This window comes from Variovorax sp. V213 (genome assembly GCF_041154455.1).
Lineage (GTDB): Bacteria > Pseudomonadota > Gammaproteobacteria > Burkholderiales > Burkholderiaceae_C > Variovorax.
Genome location: NZ_AP028664.1, coordinates 3,707,521 through 3,729,834 on the forward strand (window position 1 = coordinate 3,707,521; position 22,314 = coordinate 3,729,834).

Genomic DNA, 22,314 nt, shown 5'->3' on the forward strand with positions numbered 1-22,314 from the left:
GCTCCGAGAATCAGCTTTCCGGCACGGTGCACGCCCGGGCGCGCGCCAGCAGCAACGTCTTCTCGCGGGTGTTGCGCGTGAGCGAGGCGGCGCGATCGAATTCCCTGCGGGCCTCGTCGCGGCGGCCGAGCTTGAAGAGCAGGTCGCCGCGCACCGCCGGGAGCAGGTGATAGTTTTGCAATGCCGGCTCGCCCACGAGCGCATCCACCACTTCGAGCCCAGCGGCCGGGCCGAAGGCCATCGAGAGCGCGACGGCGCGGTTCAGTTCGACGATGGGTGAAGGCGACAGCTGCGCCAACGCGTCGTACAGCGCGGCGATGCGAGGCCAGTCGGTTTCTTCCGCGGTGCGCGCTCGGCCATGGCAGGCGGCAATGGCGGCCTGCAGCGCATAGGGGCCAAGAGCGCCGACCAGCGCTTCCGCGCGCGCCAGTCCGGCCAGGCCGCGGCGAAGCAGCATCTGGTCCCAGCGCGCGCGGTTCTGCTCGAGCAGCAGCACCGGCTCGCCCGAAGGGCCCACGCGCGCGGCCGTTCGGGAGGCCTGGATTTCCATCAGCGCCACGAGGCCGTGCACCTCCGAGGCGTCGGGCATCAGCTCGGCCACGATGCGGCCCAGGCGCATTGCTTCGTCGCACAGCGCGGGGCGCATCCAGTCGTCGCCGGCGGTGGCCGAGTAGCCTTCGTTGAAGATCAGGTAGAGCACCTCGAGCACCGACGCGAGCCGCGCCTCGAGCTCATGCCGGCGCGGTACCTCGAAGGGCACGCGGGCTTCGAGCAGCGTGCGTTTGGCCCGCACGATGCGCTGCGCCACGGTGGCTTCGGGCACCAGGAATGCCCGCGCAATTTCATCGGTCGTGAGGCCGCCCATCAGCCGCAGCGTGAGCGCCACGCGCGCCTCGGTCGAAAGCACCGGGTGGCAGGCGGTGAACACCAGCCGCAGCAGGTCGTCGCCGATGTCGTCGTCGATGGCCGCATCCGCCGCTTCGGCGAAATCGGATTGCGCCATTTCGTGCTGCGCATCGAGCTCGCGGCCGATCTCGGGTGCCTTGCGCTCCGCCAGCTGGCCATGTCGCAGACGGTCGAGGGCGCGGCGCTTGGCAACCGCGGTGAGCCAGGCCGCGGGGTTGTCGGGCACACCCGATTCGGGCCATTGCTCGAGGGCGGAAACCAGCGCGTCCTGGGCCAGTTCCTCCGCCAGGCCCACGTCGCGCACCATCCGCGCCACCGCGGCGATGATCTTCGCGGATTCGATGCGCCACACCGCCTCGATGCTGCGGTGGACCGCGGCCTCGTCGGCGCGGGCCTTCGCCTCGGCCACGCGGGGACTCATCGGATGGCCCTCATGTCTACGTTTTCTTGACCGTCTGCATCGACGCGAATTCGGTGCTCAGGGCCTGCACATCGGGCGGGTAGTCGGCAATCTCCTGGATCTGGCGGACCTCGATGACCTCGTTCTCGCTGCCGGGGCACCGCGTGGCCCATTCGATGGCGTCGGCGCGCGAAGGCACGTCGATGATCCAGAAGCCGCCGAGCACTTCCTTGGCTTCGGCAAAAGGGCCATCGATCACCTTGGGCTTGCGGCCCGGAAAGCTCACGCGCGCGCCCATCGAGGGCGGATGCAGGCCGTCGCAACTGATCAGCACGCCGGCTTTCTGCATCGACTCGTTGTAGGCCATCATGGCCGCCACCGCATCGACGTCGTCGGGAATGGTGCCGGGCGCGGCCGTTTCATAGCCGTGGGGAATCATCAGCAGCATGAATCGCATGGTGGGTCTCCTTGGATGCGGCCGGCTCATCAGTTGCCGGCCTTGGCGCGGCCCTCGGCCTCCGCGCGCAGGCGCTCTTCCTGCGCCAGCAGTTCGGGCGTCATCGAGTCGCCGAAGTCGGAGGCTTCGAAGACCTGGCGGATCTCGATCTCGCCCTCCTGGAACGGGCTGCGCTTGATCCATTCGATGGCTTCTTCCTTCGACTTGACCTGCAGCAGCCAAAAGCCCGCGAGCAGTTCCTTCGTCTCGGCGAAGGGGCCGTCGATCACGGTGCGCTTCAGCCCTTCGCAGCGCACGCGGGCGCCCCTGGAGGACGGATGCAGCCCTTCGCCCGCCAGCAGCACGCCGGCCTTGACCAGTTCCTCGTTGAACTTGCCCATGGCGGTGAGCACTTCGGTGCTGGGCATCACGCCGGCTTCGGAATCCTTGTTGGCCTTGACCAGAACCATGAATCGCATGTCGTTTCTCCTGAAGGTCGATGGGGTTGGGGAGCCGCAAAAACCACGTGCTCCTGTTCACACGTCGGACGAGCGAAAGACGGATCGACACGTGCGCGCCGATCTATTTGTAATTTTTTGTATCAGAAACTCAGGGCAAATAGCCGCAGAAACGCAGGATGTGTCCATCCGGTTCGCGGATCGCGAATTCGCGCAGGCCCCACGGTTGGGAGGCCGGGGGCTCGACCACCGTCACTCCGCGCTTGACGTAGGCGGCGTGCAGGCCATCGACGTCCTTGCCCACGTGGATCACGATTTCGCCGCGCCAGGGCGGCGTGCCGCGCGTGTTGCACTGCCACAGCCGCAGATAGACCGGATCGCCGTAGCTGCGGTCGCCCTTCTTGACCCGCGCATAGCTGGGCGGCTCGCCGGCGATGAAATCGAGTTCGAAGCCCAGCACGTCCCGGAACCAGCGCGCGGCGCGCGTGACGTCGGACACCGGCAGCACCGGCTGCACACCGTGGAATTCGTGCAGCGTGCCGAGATCGGGTGCAGCGGCCACGCCGTCTCTGGCGTTCATCAGTTGGCTGCCCGCCGCAACGCGGCCACCCGCTCGGCAATGGCGTCGACGTCGAGCGCGTCTTCCACGTGCGCCAGGTAGGTTTCGAGGTCGCGCACCGCGGCTGCGGTGTTGCCCTGCTCGGCATGCGCGATGCCGCGGTCGCGGTATTCGCCCCAGGCGTTGGGCAGCAGCGCAATCAGGCGGTCTTGCACCGCGATGGCGCGCTGCCAGTCCTCCTGGGCCCGGTGCACTTCCTTCAGGTTGCGCAGCATGCGCGCGATGATTTCACGCGAACTGGCCGGCTGCAGGTACAGGCCCAGCGGCACGTCGAAATCGCCGACCAGCCCGTTGCTGCGCTTGTACGGCTCGAGCCGCTCGCCCAGTTCTTCGCGCGAGAGCGATTTGCCGGTGAAGGGGTCGATGACCACCTGCCCCTTGGGCAACGTGACCTTGAGCATGAAGTGGCCCGGGAAGCCGACGCCCCGCGCCTGCAGCCCCAGGCCCTGCGCCAGTTCCATCCACAGCACCGCCAGCGAGATCGGAATGCCGCGGCGCGTGCGCAAGACGGCGTTCAGGTAGCTGTTGTCGGGGTCGTAGTAGTCGTTGACGTTGCCGCCGAAGTTCAGGTCGTTGAAGAAGAACTGGTTGAGCGCACGCAGCCGGGCCAGCGGTGCGGCATCGGCCGGCAGCCGACGCTTCAGGCGCGCAAGCAACTGGTCGACGTCGCCGAGCACCTGCTGCACGTCGAGGTCGGGGTATTCGTCCTGCGCAAGGCTGGCGGCCGCCTCGAGCAGCGGAAAGTGGTCGTCGCTCTGCACCAGCGACTCGAAATAAGCCAGTGCGGTGGGAACCTGGAAGCTGAACGTCATGTGTCTTTGTAGAGGAGCATTCGGGGAGCGTCAAGGCGGTGTTTTCAGCTTGCACAATTTGCAAACAACCCTGTTGCGCAAGCTCCCACCGGGCTGCGTCTCGGGCCCCTCACCGGCGCATGAAACTGCGCAGCCGCACGCCCACGGCCGCCAGCACGGCGAAATACAGCAGCCCGGCGCCCGCGATCAGCGCGGCCAGCAGCCCGATGCGGTGCAGCCGCTGGGCGCGCAGGCCGATCCAGTCGAAATAGTGCGAGCCCCAGGCCAGCAAGGCGGCCAATACCAGCGTGCCCGCCGCCACCTGCAGGATGAACTTGCCCCAGCCCGGCTCGGGTTTGTAGTTGCCGCGGCGGATCAGCCCCACCAGGAGCCAGATCGCATTGACCACCGCGCCGATGCCGATGGTCAGCGTGAGCGCGGCGTGCTGCAGCACCGGCACCAGGAAGACATTGAGCACCTGGATCAGCACGAGCACCGATACGGCAATGATCACCGGCGTGCGCATGTCGTGCTTGGCGTAATACCCCGGCGCCAGCACCTTGATGGCCACGATGCCCACCAGCCCGACGCCGTAGCCCATGAGTGCGAGCGTGGTGCGCTTCACGTCCTCGTCGCCGTAGGCACCGTTGTGGAACAGCACCGACACCAGCGGCTGCGAGAAAAGCAAAAGGGCGATGGCACAAGGCGCCGAGAGCAGCACCACCAGCCGGAGCCCCCAGTCGAGCATGGCCGAGTACCGCTCGTCATCCTTGGCGGCGCGCGCCCCGGCCAGCTGCGGCATCAGCACGACGCCGAGCGCAACGCCCAGCATGGCGGTGGGAAACTCCATCAGGCGGTCGGCGTTGACCACCCAGGTGACGCTGCCCGTGGCAAGGTGCGACGCGATCTGGGTGTTGATGAGCAGAGAGATCTGCGCCACGCTCACCCCCAGCAGGGCGGGCAGCATCAGCCTCATGACCTTGCGCGTGGTGGGATCGGTCCAGGCGGTGCGCAGCGCCGTCCAGCTGGCGCCGATGCGCGGCATGAGGCCCAGGGCGCGAAGGGCCGGCACTTGCAGCGCCAGTTGCAGCACCCCGCCGACCAGCACGCCGGCGCACTGCGCATAGATGGGCTCGATGCCGTAGCGCCTGAACAGCGGCGCGCCCGCCACGATGGCAAGAATGAGCGAAAGGTTCAGCAAGACCGGCGAAGCGGCCGGCACCGCGAACTTGCGCCAGGTATTGAGCACGCCGCCCGCCAGCGCCACGAGCGACATGAAGCCGATGTAAGGGAACATCCACCGCGTCATGACCACGGCCGCATCGAACCCCGCCAGCCCGCTGGCCATTGCCCACACCATCCAGGGGGCGCCGACCACCCCGGCCACGCACAGGACCACCAGCGCCCACGTGAGCAGCGTGGCGACGTGGTCGATCAGCGCCTTGGCGCCCTCTTCGCCGGCTTCGGTCTTGCGCGCTGCGAGCACCGGCACGAAAGCCTGGCTGAAGGCGCCTTCGCCGAAAACCCGCCGAAACAGGTTGGGAATGCGGAACGCGACGTTGAAGGCATCGGTCAGGGCGCTGACGCCGAATACCGAGGCGAAGAGCACGTCGCGCACGAGGCCCGTGATCCGCGATGCGAGCGTCAGCAGGGAAACGGTGGAAGCGGATTTGAGCAGGGACACGGGGCGAGTGTAGGGCCCGCCAAGCCCCCGATTCGGCGAAAAAGGCAACCCGGCCTATAATGGAGGGCTTTGCTGCATCATCCTCAGACACCTAAGGAACTAAATCATGGCATCCGCCAAGCCCAAGAAAAAGAACCCGCGCCTCGCCTCCGGCCGTAAGCGCGTCCGCCAGGACACCAAGCTCAACGCTGCGAACACCTCGCTGCGCTCCAAATACCGCACCGCCGTGAAGAATGTCGAAAAGGCCGTCCTGGCCGGCGACAAGACCAAGGCAAGCGAACTCTTCGCGAAGGCCCAGAGCATCGTCGACACCGTCGCCGACAAGGGCATCTTCCACAAGAACAAGGCAGCTCGCGACAAGAGCCGCCTGTCGGCGAAGGTCAAGGCCCTTGCCCTCGCGCCTGAAAAGGCCGCCGCCTGACACCTGTCAGGCAAGCCCGGATCGGAATTCTCCGGTCCGCCGTTTGATCGGGGTGCGCTGCAGCAAAGTGTAAAAAACCGCCTTCGGGCGGTTTTTTCATGTCCGATCGCTTCCTGGAACCGGAAGCGCTGGCTCAGGTTTTGAGTGGCGCGGCCGGCGCGTCGGGCACCAGGCAGGCTTCGGCCACCTGCAAATCGTTGTCCCGCGCAAAATTGACGCAGAAGTCCCAGGCCATGGGCTCGGCATCGCGCAAGGCGCGGTTCACGACCACGCACTTGACCCCGTTGATGGTGGTTGGAATGCACCAGGGCGAATAGCTCAAATGGCTTCCCGGATACGCGCCGCCGGGCCGGAAAGAGCACATCACGCCGGCCAGCCGCTCGGCCCAGTCGCTGGGTCGAAAAGTCCGGCCATCACGGGTGATGCCCTGGATGAAGATTTCTTTGGCAGTGGGGGAAATCATCGTTGAATGAGGCGCCCGGAGCGGGTGCTGCGGTGCAACAAGCGATTCTATCCGCCCCACTTTTGCCTTCCGGGCAGGGGGCATTGCTGTGATGCGGAATCCTCAATGAAGCCGCCTTGGCGCACGCCTAGAATCCGCGGTTCCCTTTCTGGAGAACCCGAATGAGCGCTACCGCCCAGCCCACCTCGCCCCACGTCATGAACACCTACGGTCGCCTGCCGATCGCGCTGTCGCACGGCCAGGGCTGCCGAGTCTGGGACACCACGGGCAAGGCCTACCTCGACGGCCTCGGGGGCATTGCCGTGAACACGCTGGGCCACAACCACCCCGAGCTGGTGCCCGCGCTGCAGGACCAGATCAGCAAGCTGATCCACAGCTCCAACTACTACCACGTGCCGGGCCAGGAGCAGCTGGCCGCCAAGCTGACCGAGCTCTCGGGGCTGACCAACGTCTTCTTTTGCTGTACCGGCCTGGAGGCCAATGAGGCTGCCCTGAAGCTCGCGCGCAAGTTCGGCCACGACAAGGGCATCGAGCGGCCCGAGATCGTGGTGTACGAAGCCGCCTTCCACGGCCGCAGCATCGCCACCCTGTCGGCCACCGGCAACCCGAAGGTGCAGGCCGGCTTCGGCCCGCTGGTCGAGGGCTTCATCCGCGTACCGCTGAACGACATCGAGGCGCTCAAGAAAGCCACCGAAGGCAACCCCAACGTGGTCGCCGTGTTCTTCGAAACGATCCAGGGCGAAGGCGGCATCAACCCGATGCGCTGGGAATACCTGAAGCAGGTGCGCGCCCTGTGCGACGAGCGCGACTGGCTCATGATGATCGACGAAGTGCAATGCGGCATGGGCCGCACCGGCAAGTGGTTCGCGCACCAGTGGGCCGGTATCAAGCCCGACGTGATGCCCTTGGCCAAGGGCCTGGGCTCGGGCGTGCCGGTCGGCGCCGTGGTGGCCGGCCCCAAGGCCGCCAACATCTTCGGCCCGGGCAACCATGGCACCACCTTCGGCGGCAATCCGCTCGCGATGCGTGCCGGCATCGAGACCATCCGCATCATGGAAGAGCACAAGCTGCTCGAGAACGCGGCCGTGGTGGGCGAGCACCTCAAGAGCGCGCTGGAGCGCGAAATCGGCGGCCTCGCGGGCGTGAAGGAAATCCGCGGCCAGGGCCTGATGCTGGGCATCGAGCTCGACCGCCCCTGCGGCGTGATCCTGAACCGCGCCTGCGACGCCGGCCTGCTGCTGAGCGTCACGGCCGACAAGGTGATCCGCCTCGTGCCGCCGCTCATCCTGAGCATTGCCGAGGCTGACGAAATCGTCGCCATTCTCGCGCCCCTGGTGAAAACCTTTCTGTCGGAGCCCACAGCGCAATGACGACCGCCGCCACGCCCAACGCCATCCGCCACTACCTGCAGTTCTCGGACTTCACGGCCGACGAATACGCCTACCTCTTCGATCGCATGGCGATCATCAAGAAGAAGTTCAAGACCTACGAGAAGCACCAGCCGCTGACCGACCGCACGCTGGCCATGATCTTCGAGAAAGCCAGCACGCGCACCCGCGTGAGCTTCGAGGCCGGCATGTACCAGCTCGGCGGCAGCGTGGTGCACCTGACCACCGGCGACAGCCAGCTCGGCCGTGCCGAGCCCATCGAGGACAGCGCCAAGGTCATCAGCCGCATGGTCGACATCGTGATGATCCGCACCTACGAGCAGACCAAGATCGACACCTTCGCCGCGCATTCGCGCGTGCCGGTGATCAACGGCCTGACTAACGAGTTCCACCCCTGCCAGATCCTCGCGGACATCTTTACCTACATCGAGCATCGCGGCTCGATCCAGGGCAAGACCGTGGCCTGGGTGGGCGACGGCAACAACATGGCCAACACCTGGCTGCAGGCGAGCGAAATCCTGGGCTTCAAGGTGCACGTGAGCACGCCCAGCGGCTACGAGGTCGACCAGTCGGTGGCGGGCCTGCGCTCGGCCGACAGCTACCAGGTCTTCAAGGACCCGATGGAAGCCTGCCGCGGCGCCGACCTGGTGACCACCGACGTCTGGACCAGCATGGGCTACGAGTCCGAGAACGAGGCGCGCCGCAAGGCTTTCGCCGACTGGTGCGTCGATGAAGACATGATGCGCATCGCCCAGCCCGACGCCCTCTTCATGCACTGCCTGCCCGCGCACCGCGGCGAGGAAGTGCAGGCCGAAGTCATCGACGGCCCGCAGTCGGTGGTGTGGGACGAGGCCGAGAACCGGCTCCATGCGCAAAAGGCACTGATGGAGTTTTTGCTCCTGGGCAAGCTCTGAGCAGTTGAAGGCGCGGCCGCGTGTCCCATTGCCAGCAATGCGGCGCCTGCTGCGCCAGCTACCGCGTCGACTTCAGCGTGCATGAACTCGACGACAACGGCGGGCGCGTGCCCTCGGGCCTCGCGGTCGAGGTGAACGATGCGCTTTGCCGCATGCGCGGCACCGACCACACGCCGATGCGCTGCGCGGCGCTGACCGGCAAGATCGGCCACACCGTGGCCTGCGGCATCTACGAATGGCGCCCCAACCCGTGCCACGAGCTGCAGGCCGGCAGCGACGCCTGCGAACGGGCGCGCTCGCGGCACGGGCTGCCGCCGCTCGATCACTGAGCCGGTTCATCTCGTCACGCATGGTGTTGGAAATAACCGACACCACGACCCCTCGTCGGGCGCTAACTTCGCGCCATGGCTTCATCACATCCGCAACGCATCTGGGACATTTCACCGCCCGTGCATGCAGGCACGCCGGTGTTTCCCGGAGATACGCCCTACCAGCAGCGGTGGGCAGCGACCATTTCACCGGGTTGCCCGGTCAACGTCAGCGAGATCAAGCTCTCTCCGCATGTCGGCGCGCATGCCGATGCGCCCCTGCACTACGACCCCGAAGGCCAGACCATCGGCCTGGTGGACCTGGCGCCCTTCATCGGCCCTTGCCGCGTGATCCATGCGATTGCCAAGGGCCCGCTGATCGAGTGGGAGCACATCGCGCACGCCATCACCAGCCAACTGCCGCCGCGCGTGCTGGTGCGCACCTACAGCGCCATGCCCGTCGACCGCTGGGACCCGCAACTCGCGGCCTACGCGCCGGCCACCATCGAGCGCCTGGCGGCCATGGGCGTGAAGCTCATCGGCATCGACACCGCCAGCATCGACCCGGCCGACAGCAAGACGCTGGAAAGCCACCAGCGCATCCGCCGCCTCGACCTGCGCGTGCTCGAGAACCTCGTGCTCGACGACGTGCCCGAGGGCGATTACGAACTCATCGCGCTGCCGCTCAAGCTGGTCAGCGCCGATGCCTCCCCGGTTCGCGCCGTGCTGCGCGAACTTTCACGCTGAAACCCGCCCCCATGACGACTCTTGACGACTGCCGCGCGCTCGACGCGCAAGACCCGCTGCGCTCGCTGCGCGACCAATTCACACTGCCGGAAGGCGTGATCTACCTCGACGGCAATTCACTCGGCGTGCTTCCCACGGCCGCACCGGCGCGCATCGCCGAAGTGGTGACCCAGGAATGGGGCGAAGGCCTGATCCGCTCGTGGAACACCGCGAGCTGGTTCGACCTGCCGCAGCGCCTGGGCGACAAGGTGGCCCGGCTGATCGGCGCCGCGCCCGGCGAAGTGGTGTGCACCGACAGCACCTCGGTGAATCTCTACAAGGTGCTGTTCGCGGCGCTCTCGCAGCAAAAAGACAGTGGCCGCAAGCTGGTGGTCAGCGAGCGCAGCAACTTCCCGACCGACCTCTACATCGCCGAATCGCTTTGCCGGCAGCGCGGCTTCACGCTCAAGCTGATCGATGCGGGCGAACTGCAAGGCCCGGATTCGGTGCTGACCGACGAAGTGGCCGTGCTGATGCTCACGCACGTCAACTACCGCACCGGCGCCATGCACGACATGAAGGCCATCACCGCCGCGGCGCATGCCGCTGGCGCGCTGACCGTATGGGACCTGGCGCACAGCGCCGGCGCCGTGCCGGTCGCGCTCAACGACAGCAATGCCGACTACGCCATCGGCTGCGGCTACAAATACCTGAATGGCGGGCCGGGCGCGCCCGCCTTCGCATGGGTCCATACGCGGCATGCGGGCCAATTCGAGCAGCCGCTGTCGGGCTGGTGGGGCCATGCGGCACCCTTCGAGTTCACGCCGCACTACCGGCCCGCACCGGGCGTGGGCCGCTACCTTTGCGGCACGCAACCGATCATCGCGCTGGCGGGGCTGGAATGCGGCCTGGACACCGTGCTTGCCGCCGAAGCATTCGACAAGGATCAAGGCGCCATGGCCGCGCTGCGCGCCAAGTCGCTCGCACTCACCGACCTCTTCATCAAGCTCGTTGAAGAGCGCTGCGCGGGCCAGGGGCTCTCGCTGGTCACGCCGCGCGAACACGCACAGCGCGGCTCGCAGGTGTGCCTGAGCCGCAATGAAGGCGCCTACGCCATCGTGCAGGCGCTGATCGCGCGCGGCGTGATCGGCGACTACCGCGCCGGCGATTCTCAGATGCCCGACATCCTGCGCTTCGGCTTCACGCCGCTTTACATCGGCTTCGAGGACGTGTGGAACTCCGTCGAGCACCTGGTGCAGGTGCTCGAATCGGGCGAGTGGAAGCGCGAAGAATTCAACCGCAAGAACGCAGTGACCTGAGCCGCATCTCCCCATGAAACACCGATTGATCGCCATCTTTGCATCGCTCCTGATGCTGGCCGCACCGGCCTTCGCGCAGCAGCCGAACTTCACGCTGGACCAGCTCAAGGCTTTGGCCGCGCTCACGCCCGACGCCTTCCGGCAACAGGTCAAGGCCCAGGGCTTCTCCTACGCCGACAGGACGGTGACCGACGAGGTCAGCATGATCGAGTACGAAAAGATGGTCGACGACCAGAACATCCGCCTCATGAAGTCCACCTATGTCGAAAGCCGCGCCAGCGAAAACAGCGTCGAGCTCTCGCTGACCGACAAGGCCGCCTTCGACCGGCTGGTCAAGGAGGTTCGCGCCGCGGGCTATGCCCCTGCCGAAAAGGGTCGCATTCCCGGCGGCGAGACCTACCAGGACTTCAAACGCAAGACCGATGTCGTGCGCTTCGTCTACCCCCGGAAAGACTCGATCCCGGGTCGCCCCTCTTACACCGCCGTGGTCTCGCGATGACCGGCCAGCAAACATCATGAGCACCGAAAAAATCGTTCACGAAGAGAAGGCGCAGCTGGACTTCAGCAAGTCGATGAGCTACGGCGACTACCTGCACCTGGACGAGATCCTCAACGCGCAGCATCCGCTCTCGCCCGCGCACGACGAGATGCTGTTCATCGTGCAGCACCAGACCAGCGAACTCTGGATGAAGCTCATGCTGCACGAGCTGCGCGCCGCCACCACCTGCATCGCGCAAGAGAAGCTGTCCGACGCCTTCAAGATGCTCGCGCGCGTGAGCCGCATCATGGAACAGCTGGTAAGCGCATGGACCGTGCTCTCGACCATGACGCCGCCCGAATACACGGCAATGCGCCCCTACCTGGCCAACTCCAGCGGCTTCCAGAGCGCGCAATACCGCTGCATCGAGTTCGCGCTCGGCAACAAGAATGCCGCGATGCTCAAGCCGCACGCGCACCGGGTCGATCTGCTGGCACAGGTCGACGCGGCCTACCGGTCGCCTTCGCTGTATGACGAGTCGCTGAAGCTGCTCGCGCGCCACGGCCTTCCGGTGCCCGCCGATCATCTGGAGCGCGACTGGACCCAGCCCTATGAGGCCAGCGACGGCGTCGAGGCGGCTTGGCTCATCGTGTACCGCAACCCGCACGACCACTGGGACCTGTACCAGCTCGGCGAAAAACTTACCGACCTCGAAGACGCCTTTCGCCTCTGGCGTTTTCGCCATGTGACCACAGTCGAGCGTGTGATCGGCTTCAAGCGCGGCACCGGCGGCACGGGCGGCGTGAGCTACCTGCGCAAGATGCTCGACGTGGTGCTGTTCCCCGAAATCTGGAAGCTGCGCACCGATCTTTGATGCGGTTGTTGCCTCGTTTGCACAAACCGCTACATTGGCAACAACGGAGGCACTGCCATGAACGAAGTCCAGTTCTCGCTCGAAGAGCTTGCAACCCTGCGCGAACACGGCGTGGTCCTGTTCGCGGACCGCGTGATCTTCGATGCGCAACCGCCCATGGCCGAGCCGCGCATCGCCGCGATCGAAGCGCAATGCGCGGGGCCTCTTCCCGAGGCCCTGGCCACGCTGTGGCGGCAAACGGCCGGCGGCCGGCTCGACTACGACCTGTCGCTGCTGATGAACGGCAACGTGGAATCCGTCAGCTGGTCGGAGCTGTTCTGGGACGGCAGCGACGGCTATCGCGATCTGCAGGGCTGGATCGGGCATGAACAGGAGTTGGCCGCAGAGGCCGCCGAAGAAGAAGGCCGCCCCTGGAGCGGCAAGCTCACGCACCTGCCCTTCGGCGGCTTCGAGTACCTCGACCGCGTCTACGCGGTGGTCGAGCCCGGCCCCCAGCACGGGCACATCACCGCATGGAAACAAGGACTGCCGCCGGCCTGGACGCATGCGCTGCACGAAGACAGCGTGAGCACCATCGCACCCGATCTTCGCGGCGCCTTCGCGGCCCTGCACCTCGACGAAAACCCGTTGGCGCCCACGAGCGACTATTTCTCGGGCCAGGCCCTGCTCCAGTACCTCGACGACCGGCACCAGGACCACGGCCTGGGCCTCGACCTGATGGACAAGCTGGTGGCCTTCTATTGCCGCGCCGTGCTCGACTGGCGCATGCCGCTGGCGGATGGAACGCTGCGCCGGTTGCCGGTCACGGCACGCGCGGCGCTGCACCATGCACTGGCCACCGACGACGCGGAGCTGGTGGCCGAGCTCGCGGCCGCGGGTGTGAGCTTCGACGGCCCGCAGCAAGGCAGCGCGCTGGCCACCGACGTGGCCATCGGCAAGGATGCCTTCGCCGCGGCCATGGCGCTGGTGCGCGCGGGTGCACCGGTGGCGGCCGACGCCCTGCGCAACATCGACGGCCAGATTTCGCCCGAACTCACGAGCGCACTGCTCGCCAACGGGGCGGAGCCCAGCGTCACCGCCATCGTCAATTGCGCGGCCTGCGGTGCGCCGGCGAGCGCGCACCTGATCGCCGATGCCTGCGCGCAAGCCGGCATCGACGTGCAGTCCGCATTCCTTGCCGAACGCGATGCGATGCTGGCCGAACTCGAGGCCACGCTGCTCGAGGTTCGCGACGGCTCCCATGGCCACTACCTCGGTGCCGAGGGCCTGGCCGAGCGCATCGAGCACCTGCAGACATTCAAGCTCTGAGGGCTGGGCGAAGGCGTCCGTCAGCCCCCGTACAGCCAGGGTTGGTCCAGCAGCCGCGCGCCCAGCGCGCGCATCGCAAGGTCGCGGCCCCAACGCATGGGGCCGGTGGCATGAAAGACCTGCCCGTTGCGGCGAGCCCTTGCCTGCACCATGGCGTTGCGCTGCCAGCGTGCCTCGGCATAGCGGGCAAAGGCGGCCGGCACCTCGGCCGCCCCGCCTTCGCCGAGTGCTTCGGCCAAGGCCACCGCGTCCTCGATGGCCATGCCCGCGCCCTGCGCAAGGTAGGGCACCATCGGATGCGCGGCATCGCCTACCAACGCGATGCGCTCGTGCGCCATGTCGGCTGCAGAGGCCACCGGAGGACGGTCGCTGAGGGTCCAGGCGCGCCAGCCGGGCATGGCTTCGAGCAGGGCTTGCAGGCCGCTGCCGCTGCGGCCCGTGGCCTGCTGCAGCGCGGCAAGGCTGCTGGCCTGGTCCCAGTCGCGCGCATCGCCGGCCGGTGCGGCTTCGGCAATGACGACCACGTTGAGCCACGCGCCACCGCGCACCGGGTAGGCCACGGCGTGCAGGCGCGGACCGAGCCACACGTCGATCCGTTGGCGCCGGAGCGCCTGCGGCAAGTCGGCCTGGGCGACGATCCCGCGCCAGGCCGTGTGGCCCGTGACGCGGGGCGGCTCAGCCGCCGATGGCGATTCGAGCCGCTGGCGCGCCACGCTCCAGAGTCCGTCGGCACCGACCAGCGCCTCGCCCTCCCAGGCCCGTGCGCCACTGCTCGAGACGCACACGAGATCGTCGCCGACCTCGACCTGCGCGATGTGCGCATCGGTCACCAGGGTGCCTGTGCCGCGCGCGCGCACGGCTTCGAGCAGCAGCGAATGCAGATCGGCGCGGTGCACGCAAAGATAAGGGGCGCCGTAGCGGCGGCGCATGGCGTCGCCCAGTGGCAGGCGGGCCAGTTCGGCGCCGCTGCCGGCGCTCTGGACCACCAATGCATCGGGGCACACGGCCATGGTCGCAAGGCCATCGGCCAGGCCCAGCTGGTGGAGGCGCCGCGTGACGTTGGGGCCGATCTGGATGCCGGCGCCGATCTCACCGAACGCGGCCGCCTGCTCGAAGACATCGACACGGTGGCGGCTCCTGGAGATCGCCAGCGCGCTGGCAAGCCCCCCGATGCCGCCCCCGACGACGAGGATGTGTGCGGGCATCGGCCTCAGCGGCTGTGCGTGGACAGCGCGCCGCGGCCGGCTTCGTCGGATTCCTTCTTGTCGGCTGCCTTGGGGCCGCAGCTGCCACAGCTGTCGCAGGAGCCGCAGCCCGAGGTCTTGGCCAGCGAGGCCGCCAGCTGGTCGGCGCGCTCTTGGTCGACCAGCCCGGCACGGTGCGTGCCCGTCGCGAGCTTGCGTGCCGCGCTGCGCCGCCAGCCCGCAGGCATCCAGCGCCAGACCGCGTAGAACGCGGCGGCCGCGACAATCAATCCGACGATCAGTTGCTGTGTCATTTCCGTTTACTCCGACGCGCGTTCGAGACTAACCTAGAAACATCGTGCAAGACTTGCGGCAGATCATCCGGCGCCCAGGGCCACCGCCACGCGGTAGGTAATGAAGCACGCCAGATAGGCCAGCGCGAACAGGTAGCCGGCCATGATCCAGACGTACTTCCATGATCCGGTTTCGCGCTTGACCGCCGCCAGCGTCGAGATGCACTGCGGGGCGAACACGTACCAGACCAGCAGCGAGAGCGCGGTGGCGAGCGACCAGCTGCCCGCGATCAGCGGCTCGAGCTGGCCCGCCACGTCGTCGCCGGTGGCCGAGAGCGCATACACCGTGCCGAGCGCGCCCACCGCCACTTCGCGCGCCGCCATGCCCGGCACCAGCGCGATTGAAATCTGCCAGTTGAAGCCGATGGGCGCAAAGATGTGTTCGAGCCCGCGGCCGATCATGCCGGCCAGGCTGTACTGGATGGCGGGCCCCGTGGCGCCCTCGGGCGGCGACGGAAAAGTCGACAGGAACCACAGCAGGATGGTGAGCGTGAGGATGATCGTGCCCACGCGCTGGATGAAGATCCAGGCCCGCTCGTAGAGCCCCAGCGCCAGGTTGCGCACGTTGGGCCAGCGGTACGCGGGCAGCTCCATCATCAGCGGCGAATGCTGCTGGTTGTCGCGGAAGCGCTTCATCACCCAGGCCACCGCCATCGCCGAGACGATGCCGAAAACGTACAGCGCGAACAGCACCACGCCCTGCAGGTTGAACACGCCGCCCACGGTGCGCGCCGGAATGAAGGCCGCGATCAGCAACGCATAGACCGGCAGGCGCGCCGAGCAGGTCATGAGCGGCGCAATCATGATGGTGGTGATGCGGTCGCGCCAGTTGCTGATGGTGCGCGTGGCCATCACGCCGGGAATGGCGCAGGCAAAGCTCGACAGCAGCGGGATGAAGGAGCGGCCCGAAAGCCCCACGGTGCCCATCACGCGGTCGAGCAGGAATGCGGCCCGCGGCAGGTAGCCCGAATCTTCGAGCGCCAGGATGAACAGGAACAGGATCAGGATCTGCGGCAGGAACACGATCACGCCGCCCACGCCGGCAATGACGCCATCGACCAGCAGACTCTGCAGCATGCCTTCGGGCATGTGGGCCTTGAGCAGAGTGCCGAGGCCCTCGGTGCCCGCCTTGATGGCGTCCATCGGCACATTGGCCCAGCTGAACACCGCCTGGAACATCAGGAACATCGTGGCCGCAAGCACCAGCATGCCCCACACCGGGTGCATCACCACGCGGTCGATGCGGTCGCTGGTGGCCAGGCTGCCGACCGGCTCGCGCACCGCGATGCCGAGGATGCGGCGCACTTCGCGCTGCGTGGCCAGCACATCGTCGAGCCCCGGCGCCTGCCAGGGCTGCGGTGCGGCGGCGGCCACGGGCGAATCGAGCGCCTCGAGCAGCCCCTGCGCGCCGCCCGAATGCACGCCGACGGTCTCGACGACCGGCACGCCCAATTCGCGCGAGAGCACGGCCGTGTCGACGGCAATGCCCTGCTTCTTCGCCATGTCGGTCATGTTGAGCGCCACCACCATCGGCAGCCCGAGGCGCTTGGCCTCGAGCACGAGCCGCAGGTTGAGCCGCAGATTGGTGGCGTCGGTCACGCACACCAGCAGGTCGGGCAACGGCTCGCTGCTCTTGCCGGTGACCACGTCGCGCGTCACGGCTTCGTCCGCGCTCAACGCGTTGAGGCTGTAGGCGCCCGGCAGGTCGAGCACGAACACGCGGCGGCCCGATGCGGTGCGCAGCAAGCCTTCCTTGCGCTCGACCGTCACGCCGGCGTAGTTGGCCACCTTCTGGCGGCTGCCGGTGAGCAGGTTGAAGAGCGCCGTCTTGCCGCAGTTGGGATTGCCCAGCAGCGCAATGCGCCCCGGCTGTGCGGTGGCCGCGAGGCGCCCCGGCCCCTGGATGACGGCTTCAACCATGGCGTGCGCCTTCCGGCACGCCCGGCGCCACGTGAATCAGCGCGGCCTCGTGGCGGCGCAATGCAAAAGTGGTGTGGCCCAGCCGCACCGCCAGGGGCTCGCGCCCCGGAAGGCCGCTGGCCACGATGCGCACGGCTTCGCCGGGCACGAAGCCGATCTCGGTCAGGCGCAGGACGAGGTCGCGGTCGTCCGCGCCGTCCGGGCGGGCCACGTCGAGCACGGTGGCCCACTGGTTGTCGGGAAGCTGGTCGAGCCGCAGGCCGGAAGATGCCGGCGCGGCGCCGAATTTGTTGGTTTGCACGGTAAGAAAGTGCGTCGGGATCCGAACGCGCCAATTGAGCAAAAGCTAGATGCTATCAATTCTCAATCGCAGAAACCTGACCATATCCCTTTGACCACGCGGGCTCTGCCCTTTTCCCGCGCGAATTCAGGCCTCCTGGTGCCGCGCTACTCAATGCTCAAGCCAGTTCGACGATTCGCGCCGTGACCGCGTTGTCCGTGACGATGAGTTCGGCGACGGCAATCGGCAATTTGAAGCGGCGCGGCCCGGCGCTGCCCGGATTGACGTAGAGCAGGCCGCCGCGCTCCTCGACTTTCGGCTTGTGGGAATGGCCGGACACCACCACCTGGACGCCCGCAGCCGCAGGGTCTATGTCGATCTGCGACAGGTCGTGTATTACATAGACCAGCACCCCGGCAACCTGCAGGAATTCCGTTTCCGGAATCCCGGCTGCCCACGGCTCACGGTCATTGTTGCCCCGCACCACCGTCAGCGGCGCGATGGCCTTCAGCACGTTGAGGATGCCCGCATCGCCGATGTCCCCGCCATGCACGATGAAGTCGCTGCCCTGCAGCATTGCCACGGCCTGCGGGCGCAGCAGGCCGTGCGTGTCGGAAATGAGGCCGACGCGAATCAAGCCGCGAGCAGTTGCCTGAGCACGAACGGCAGGATGCCGCCGTGCTTGTAGTAGTCAACCTCGATCGGCGTGTCGATGCGCAGGCGCACCGTCACCTCCTGGTGCGAGCCGTCGGCGCGGTGCACGACCAGCTTGACGTCCATCTGCGGCTTGAGCTGGCCGCCGATCACCACGTCGATTTTTTCGTCGCCCTTGAGGCCCAGTGTCTGCCACGAGTCGGCGCCCCGGAACTGCAGCGGCAGCACGCCCATGCCGACCAGGTTGGCGCGGTGGATGCGCTCGAAGCTGCGCGCCACCACGGCCTTGATGCCCAGCAGCTGCGTGCCCTTGGCGGCCCAGTCGCGCGACGAACCGGTGCCGTATTCCTCGCCGCCGAAGACCACCGTCGGCACGCCCTGTTCCATGTATTTCATGGCGGCGTCGTAGATGAACATCTTCTGGTTGCCCGGCTGGAACAGCGTGACGCCGCCCTCTTCCTGCGTGCCGTTGGCGTCCGGCGGAATCATCAGGTTCTTGATGCGCACGTTGGCAAAGGTGCCGCGCATCATCACGTCGTGGTTGCCGCGCCGCGAGCCATAGCTGTTGAAGTCGGCCTTGGCCACGCCATGCGCCTTGAGCCAGATGCCCGCTGGCGAGCTTTCCTTGATGGAGCCGGCCGGCGAGATGTGGTCGGTGGTGATCGAGTCGCCGAAGAGCGCCATGACGCGCGCCCCCTTGAAGCCCGCGTCCGACGCATGCGGCGCCATCTTGAAGTCGGCGAAGAACGGCGGCTCGGCGATGTAGGTCGACTTGGGCCAGTCGTAGACCTGGCCCGCCGTGCCCTCGATGCTGCTCCAGAACTTGCCGGGGTCGCTCTTGACCTTGTCGTAGTTCTCGCGGAACGACTTGGCATTCATCGCGTAGCGCAGGTTCTGGTCGATCTCCTTCGGTGTCGGCCAGATGTCGCCCAGGTAGACGTTCTTGCCGTTCTTGCCCTTGCCCACGGGCTCGGTCATGAGGTCGACCATCACGTTGCCGGCAATGGCAAAAGCCACCACCAGCGGAGGCGAGGCCAGGAAATTGGCCTTCAGGTTCGGGTGGATGCGCGCCTCGAAATTGCGGTTGCCCGAGAGCACGGCCGCGCCGACGAGGTCGTTCTTGGTGATGGCGTCGTTGATCTCGGGCGTCAGGTCGCCGGCATTGCCGATGCAGGTGGTGCAGCCGTAGCCTGCGAGGTAGAAGCCGAGCTTTTCGAGGTACGGCAGCAGGCCCGCCTTCTCGAGGTATTCGGTGACGATGCGGGAACCGGGCGCGAGCGAGGTCTTGACGTGCGGCTTGACCGTGAGGCCAGCCTCCACCGCTTTCTTGGCCAGCAGGCCGGCCGCGAGCATCACGCTCGGGTTGGAGGTGTTGGTGCACGAGGTGATGGCCGCGATCAGCACGTCGCCGTTGCCGATGGTCACCCCGTCCTTGGGCGACGAGGGCGCGGTGGCGCTCACGTGGGCGGCCGCCTTGGTCGACCGGTTGGCCACCATCTCGACCACGTCGCGCGGTGCGCCCGGCGGCGGGGGGGCGGTTTCCTCGTCGTCGCCGGGGCCGTTCGTGGTCAGTGGATAGCGCAGCTTCAGCCGCTCGGGCGGCTGGTTGAAGCCGTTGGCGTCGTTGGGCTTGCTGAAGAGTTCGGAGAACTTAGTCGACAAGTGGCCCAGGTCGATGCGGTCCTGCGGCCGCTTCGGGCCCGCGAGGCTCGGCGACACGGTGCCGAGGTCGAGCTTGACGATCTTGGTGTAGTCGATGTCGCCCGGAGCGGGCATGCCGAACAGGCCTTGCGCCTTGTAGTAGGCCTCGAAGAGCTCCACCTCCTCCTTGGTGCGGCCCGTGCCTTCGAAATACGCCACGGTCATTTCATCGACCGGGAAGAAGCCCATGGTGGCGCCGTATTCTGGCGCCATGTTGCCGATGGTGGCGCGGTCGGGCACGGCGATAGAGGCGGCGCCGGGGCCGAAGAATTCGACGAACTTGCCCACCACTTTTTCGGCCCGCAGGATCGCGGTGACAAACAGCACCAGGTCAGTGGCCGTGACGCCTTCGCGCAGTTTGCCGGTGAGCTCGAAGCCCACCACGTCGGGCGTCAGCATGTACACCGGCTGGCCCAGCATGGCGGCCTCGGCTTCGATGCCGCCCACGCCCCAGCCGACCACGCCCACGCCGTTGATCATGGTGGTGTGGCTGTCGGTGCCCACCAGCGAGTCGGGGTAGTAGGTGGGAACTTCGGCGTTGTCGCTCGCGCTCTTGTAGACGCCGCGCGCAAAGTATTCGAGGTTGACCTGGTGCACGATGCCGAAGCCCGGCGGCACGACACGGAAGGTGTCGAAGGCCTGCATGCCCCACTTCATGAACTGGTAGCGCTCGTTGTTGCGCTGGAACTCCAGCTTCATGTTCAGGTCGAGCGCCTTGGGCGTGCCGTAGTAGTCGACCATCACCGAGTGGTCGACCACCAGGTCGACCGGCACCAGCGGCTCGATGGTCTTGGGCGACTTGCCGAGCTTGGCGGCCACGCTGCGCATTGCGGCCAGGTCGGCCAACAGCGGTACGCCGGTGAAGTCCTGCAGCACCACGCGGGTCACGACGAAAGGAATTTCATCCGTGCGCTCTGCGTTGGGCGACCAATGGGCCAGCTCTTCCACGTGCTTGGGCGAGACCTTCTGCCCATCGCAGTTGCGCAGCACCGACTCGAGCACGACCCGGATGGAAACAGGCAGGCGGTCGATGGTGGGATATTGCTTGGCCAGTTCCTTGAGCGACCAGTATTTGCCGGATTTTCCCGATGCGGTCTTGAAGGTCTTGAGGGTGGACGCAAAGGCGTGTGCCGGTGCTTTGGCCATTGAGGAACTCCTGTTAGTTCGTGGAAGCACCTCAAGGATAGCGGGGATCAATGTCAATTGTTGTAGTCGGGGACTATGGTCGCGCCCAGGCTTCGGGCATTTCGTGTCGCTTCGCCCACCCCTATCGGGAGCAACACCGTGGGCCGGCAAGGCCGGCTGCACGGTGTTTCCCGAACAAGCGCAAGGTCTTTCATGCCAGCGCCATGTCCGCACCGCCGCGGGTGCGGCGCAGGCCGGTCCATTGCAGTTCGGCCAGCACGACCACGCAGAGGGCCTGCGCCAGCACCCACGCCATGCCCAGCGCGGTGACTGCGAACATGCCGCTCATCAGAAGCGCGACGCACCCCACGGCCCAGCCGAAGTTGCCGACCACCACGAGGCCGATCAGCGTGCGAGGCGGCGTGCGGCGGTTGGCCATGAAGACTGCGGCGGCTGCATAGGCCAGCAGGAACGCGCCCGTTCCCAGAAGCAGCGGTGCCGGCAATCCGGTCAGCCTTGCGAGCGCGCCGGTGAACGCGACCTGCAGCGCACCGGTCGCGGCACAGGAGGCCGCGTCGGCCCACATCACGTTGGGCAGGAAGCGGGAGGATGCAAAGACGGACATGAGAATCTCCTTCGGTGGTTACGCCGCAAGCCTGTCCTGCCGCGTTGGGGCCAATGATTCCGAAGGGTGCGCACACGGTCGATAACCTGGGAGGTCATGGCGCGGCCCCGGCGCCACGCCAGAATCGGGCCCATGAACACTTCCCGCACCCACTCGTCCAAGGCCAGCCAGCCCGGCGCACGCGACCCGTTCGGCGTGCACCTGCGGCACTGGCGCACCCGCCGCCGGTTGAGCCAGCTCGACCTGGCGCAGGAAGCCGAGGTCTCGACCCGTCACCTGAGCTACGTGGAAACCGGCCGCGCCGCGCCCAGCCGCGAAATGGTGCTGCGCCTGGCCGAACGGCTCGACGTGCCGCTGCGCGAGCGCAATGCGCTGCTGGTGGCGGCGGGCTTCGCGCCGATGTACAGGCAGCGCTCGCTCGACGACCCTGCCATGGCGTCGGCACGCCGGGCAGTGGACCTGGTGCTGAAGGGCCATGAGCCGTTTCCCGCATTGGCGGTCGACCGGCACTGGAACCTGGTGGCGCACAACGCACTGGTGCCGATGCTGATGGCCGGCGCCGCGCCCGAACTGGTGAAGCCGCCCATCAACGTGCTTCGCCTGAGCCTGCACCCCGACGGACTGGCCTCGCGCATTGCCAATCTGGCGCAGTGGCGCGCCCATCTGCTCGAACGATTGCAGCAGCAGATTGCCGCCACCGGCGACACGGTGCTGCAGGCCTTGCACGATGAACTCGAGGCCTACCCCACGCCCCAGGTGAGCCATGACACACCCGCCGCGGACACCGACCTCTCGGGTGTCGTGGTGCCCTTTCAACTGGCCACGCCGAACGGTGTGCTGAGCTTCATCAGCACCACGACCATCTTCGGCACGCCGGTGGACGTCACGCTGCAGGAGCTGGCGGTAGAGTCGTTCTTTCCGGCGGATGCGCAGACGGCCGCGGCGCTCGCTGCACTCGCCGCACCGCCGGCCGGCTGAG

Annotated in this window: 24 protein-coding genes; 10 read left to right on the forward strand and 14 right to left on the reverse strand. The window is 67.0% G+C overall.

Annotated elements, in window-relative coordinates:
• Positions 1–10: 10 nt before the first annotated feature.
• The 6 genes from ACAM55_RS17680 to murJ form a co-directional block, all read right to left on the reverse strand.
• Positions 11–1,327: an RNA polymerase sigma factor gene (locus ACAM55_RS17680; RefSeq protein ID WP_369652791.1), complete on the reverse strand. Its 1,317-nt coding sequence runs from the start codon at positions 1,325–1,327 to the stop codon at positions 11–13.
• A gap of 16 nt (positions 1,328–1,343) precedes the next feature.
• Positions 1,344–1,763, reverse strand: a complete 420-nt coding sequence (locus tag ACAM55_RS17685; RefSeq protein ID WP_369652792.1) for a YciI family protein — start codon at positions 1,761–1,763, stop codon at positions 1,344–1,346.
• 29 nt (positions 1,764–1,792) lie between these two features.
• The gene (locus ACAM55_RS17690) at positions 1,793–2,221 is read right to left on the reverse strand and encodes a YciI family protein (protein WP_369652793.1); all 429 of its coding nucleotides are present in this window, start codon (positions 2,219–2,221) and stop codon (positions 1,793–1,795) included.
• A gap of 130 nt (positions 2,222–2,351) precedes the next feature.
• Positions 2,352–2,780 (reverse strand): bleomycin resistance protein, encoded by a 429-nt coding sequence (locus ACAM55_RS17695; protein ID WP_369652794.1) that lies wholly within the window; start codon positions 2,778–2,780, stop codon positions 2,352–2,354.
• Positions 2,780–3,631 carry a SirB1 family protein gene (locus ACAM55_RS17700; RefSeq protein WP_369652795.1) on the reverse strand — a complete coding sequence of 284 codons (852 nt, stop codon included), beginning with the start codon at positions 3,629–3,631 and terminating at the stop codon, positions 2,780–2,782. The genes ACAM55_RS17695 and ACAM55_RS17700 overlap by 1 nt, the downstream gene beginning before the upstream one ends.
• A gap of 109 nt (positions 3,632–3,740) precedes the next feature.
• Positions 3,741–5,294, reverse strand: coding sequence for a murein biosynthesis integral membrane protein MurJ (gene murJ / locus ACAM55_RS17705; protein ID WP_369652796.1), 1,554 nt, complete (start codon positions 5,292–5,294; stop codon positions 3,741–3,743).
• A 106-nt stretch (positions 5,295–5,400) separates the two neighbouring features.
• Here murJ and rpsT point away from each other — a divergent pair, with 106 nt between their 5' ends.
• Entirely contained in the window at positions 5,401–5,715 is a 315-nt protein-coding gene (gene rpsT / locus ACAM55_RS17710) for a 30S ribosomal protein S20 (protein ID WP_007831346.1), read from the forward strand.
• Positions 5,716–5,848: 133 nt separating this feature from the next.
• Here rpsT and ACAM55_RS17715 read toward each other — a convergent pair whose 3' ends face one another.
• The gene (locus tag ACAM55_RS17715; protein WP_369652797.1) at positions 5,849–6,178 is read right to left on the reverse strand and encodes a DUF3579 domain-containing protein; all 330 of its coding nucleotides are present in this window, start codon (positions 6,176–6,178) and stop codon (positions 5,849–5,851) included.
• A 161-nt stretch (positions 6,179–6,339) separates the two neighbouring features.
• On the opposite strand from ACAM55_RS17715, the gene ACAM55_RS17720 reads away from it, so the two are divergent.
• The 8 genes from ACAM55_RS17720 to ACAM55_RS17755 all read left to right on the forward strand — a co-directional run bounded on the left by ACAM55_RS17720 (position 6,340) and on the right by ACAM55_RS17755 (position 13,493).
• Entirely contained in the window at positions 6,340–7,548 is a 1,209-nt protein-coding gene (locus tag ACAM55_RS17720) for an aspartate aminotransferase family protein (RefSeq protein ID WP_369652798.1), read from the forward strand.
• On the forward strand, positions 7,545–8,480 hold the full coding sequence (argF, locus tag ACAM55_RS17725) for an ornithine carbamoyltransferase (protein ID WP_369652799.1): 936 nt from the start codon (positions 7,545–7,547) through the stop codon (positions 8,478–8,480). The genes ACAM55_RS17720 and argF overlap by 4 nt, the downstream gene beginning before the upstream one ends.
• A 20-nt stretch (positions 8,481–8,500) precedes the next feature.
• Positions 8,501–8,809, forward strand: coding sequence for a YkgJ family cysteine cluster protein (locus ACAM55_RS17730; protein ID WP_369652800.1), 309 nt, complete (start codon positions 8,501–8,503; stop codon positions 8,807–8,809).
• Positions 8,810–8,884: 75 nt separating this feature from the next.
• Entirely contained in the window at positions 8,885–9,535 is a 651-nt protein-coding gene (kynB, locus tag ACAM55_RS17735; RefSeq protein WP_369652801.1) for an arylformamidase, read from the forward strand.
• 11 nt (positions 9,536–9,546) lie between these two features.
• Entirely contained in the window at positions 9,547–10,833 is a 1,287-nt protein-coding gene (gene kynU / locus ACAM55_RS17740) for a kynureninase (RefSeq protein ID WP_369652802.1), read from the forward strand.
• 13 nt (positions 10,834–10,846) lie between these two features.
• Positions 10,847–11,332 (forward strand): hypothetical protein, encoded by a 486-nt coding sequence (locus ACAM55_RS17745; RefSeq protein WP_369652803.1) that lies wholly within the window; start codon positions 10,847–10,849, stop codon positions 11,330–11,332.
• Between the two features lie 16 nt (positions 11,333–11,348).
• Positions 11,349–12,185, forward strand: a complete 837-nt coding sequence (gene kynA, locus ACAM55_RS17750; RefSeq protein WP_369652804.1) for a tryptophan 2,3-dioxygenase — start codon at positions 11,349–11,351, stop codon at positions 12,183–12,185.
• 57 nt (positions 12,186–12,242) lie between these two features.
• Positions 12,243–13,493 (forward strand): SMI1/KNR4 family protein, encoded by a 1,251-nt coding sequence (locus ACAM55_RS17755; RefSeq protein WP_369652805.1) that lies wholly within the window; start codon positions 12,243–12,245, stop codon positions 13,491–13,493.
• 20 nt (positions 13,494–13,513) lie between these two features.
• Here ACAM55_RS17755 and ACAM55_RS17760 read toward each other — a convergent pair whose 3' ends face one another.
• The 7 genes from ACAM55_RS17760 to ACAM55_RS17790 all read right to left on the reverse strand — a co-directional run bounded on the left by ACAM55_RS17760 (position 13,514) and on the right by ACAM55_RS17790 (position 21,335).
• A complete protein-coding gene (locus ACAM55_RS17760; RefSeq protein ID WP_369652806.1) occupies positions 13,514–14,698 on the reverse strand; it encodes an FAD-dependent monooxygenase in 1,185 nt (394 codons plus the stop codon).
• A gap of 5 nt (positions 14,699–14,703) precedes the next feature.
• Positions 14,704–14,991, reverse strand: coding sequence for a DUF6587 family protein (locus ACAM55_RS17765; protein ID WP_369652807.1), 288 nt, complete (start codon positions 14,989–14,991; stop codon positions 14,704–14,706).
• A gap of 63 nt (positions 14,992–15,054) precedes the next feature.
• Complete coding sequence (locus tag ACAM55_RS17770) at positions 15,055–16,950, reverse strand: ferrous iron transporter B (protein ID WP_369652808.1); 1,896 nt, start codon at positions 16,948–16,950, stop codon at positions 15,055–15,057.
• The gene (locus tag ACAM55_RS17775) at positions 16,943–17,251 is read right to left on the reverse strand and encodes a ferrous iron transport protein A (protein WP_369652809.1); all 309 of its coding nucleotides are present in this window, start codon (positions 17,249–17,251) and stop codon (positions 16,943–16,945) included. Before ACAM55_RS17775 ends, ACAM55_RS17770 begins: the two co-directional genes overlap by 8 nt.
• A gap of 157 nt (positions 17,252–17,408) precedes the next feature.
• Entirely contained in the window at positions 17,409–17,867 is a 459-nt protein-coding gene (locus ACAM55_RS17780; RefSeq protein ID WP_369652810.1) for a metallophosphoesterase family protein, read from the reverse strand.
• Entirely contained in the window at positions 17,864–20,731 is a 2,868-nt protein-coding gene (locus ACAM55_RS17785; RefSeq protein ID WP_369652811.1) for an aconitate hydratase, read from the reverse strand. The genes ACAM55_RS17780 and ACAM55_RS17785 overlap by 4 nt, the downstream gene beginning before the upstream one ends.
• Positions 20,732–20,921: 190 nt before the next feature.
• The gene (locus ACAM55_RS17790; RefSeq protein WP_369652812.1) at positions 20,922–21,335 is read right to left on the reverse strand and encodes a hypothetical protein; all 414 of its coding nucleotides are present in this window, start codon (positions 21,333–21,335) and stop codon (positions 20,922–20,924) included.
• A gap of 132 nt (positions 21,336–21,467) precedes the next feature.
• On the opposite strand from ACAM55_RS17790, the gene ACAM55_RS17795 reads away from it, so the two are divergent.
• The gene (locus tag ACAM55_RS17795) at positions 21,468–22,313 is read left to right on the forward strand and encodes a helix-turn-helix domain-containing protein (protein ID WP_369652813.1); all 846 of its coding nucleotides are present in this window, start codon (positions 21,468–21,470) and stop codon (positions 22,311–22,313) included.
• The last annotated feature ends 1 nt before the right edge of the window (position 22,314 follow it).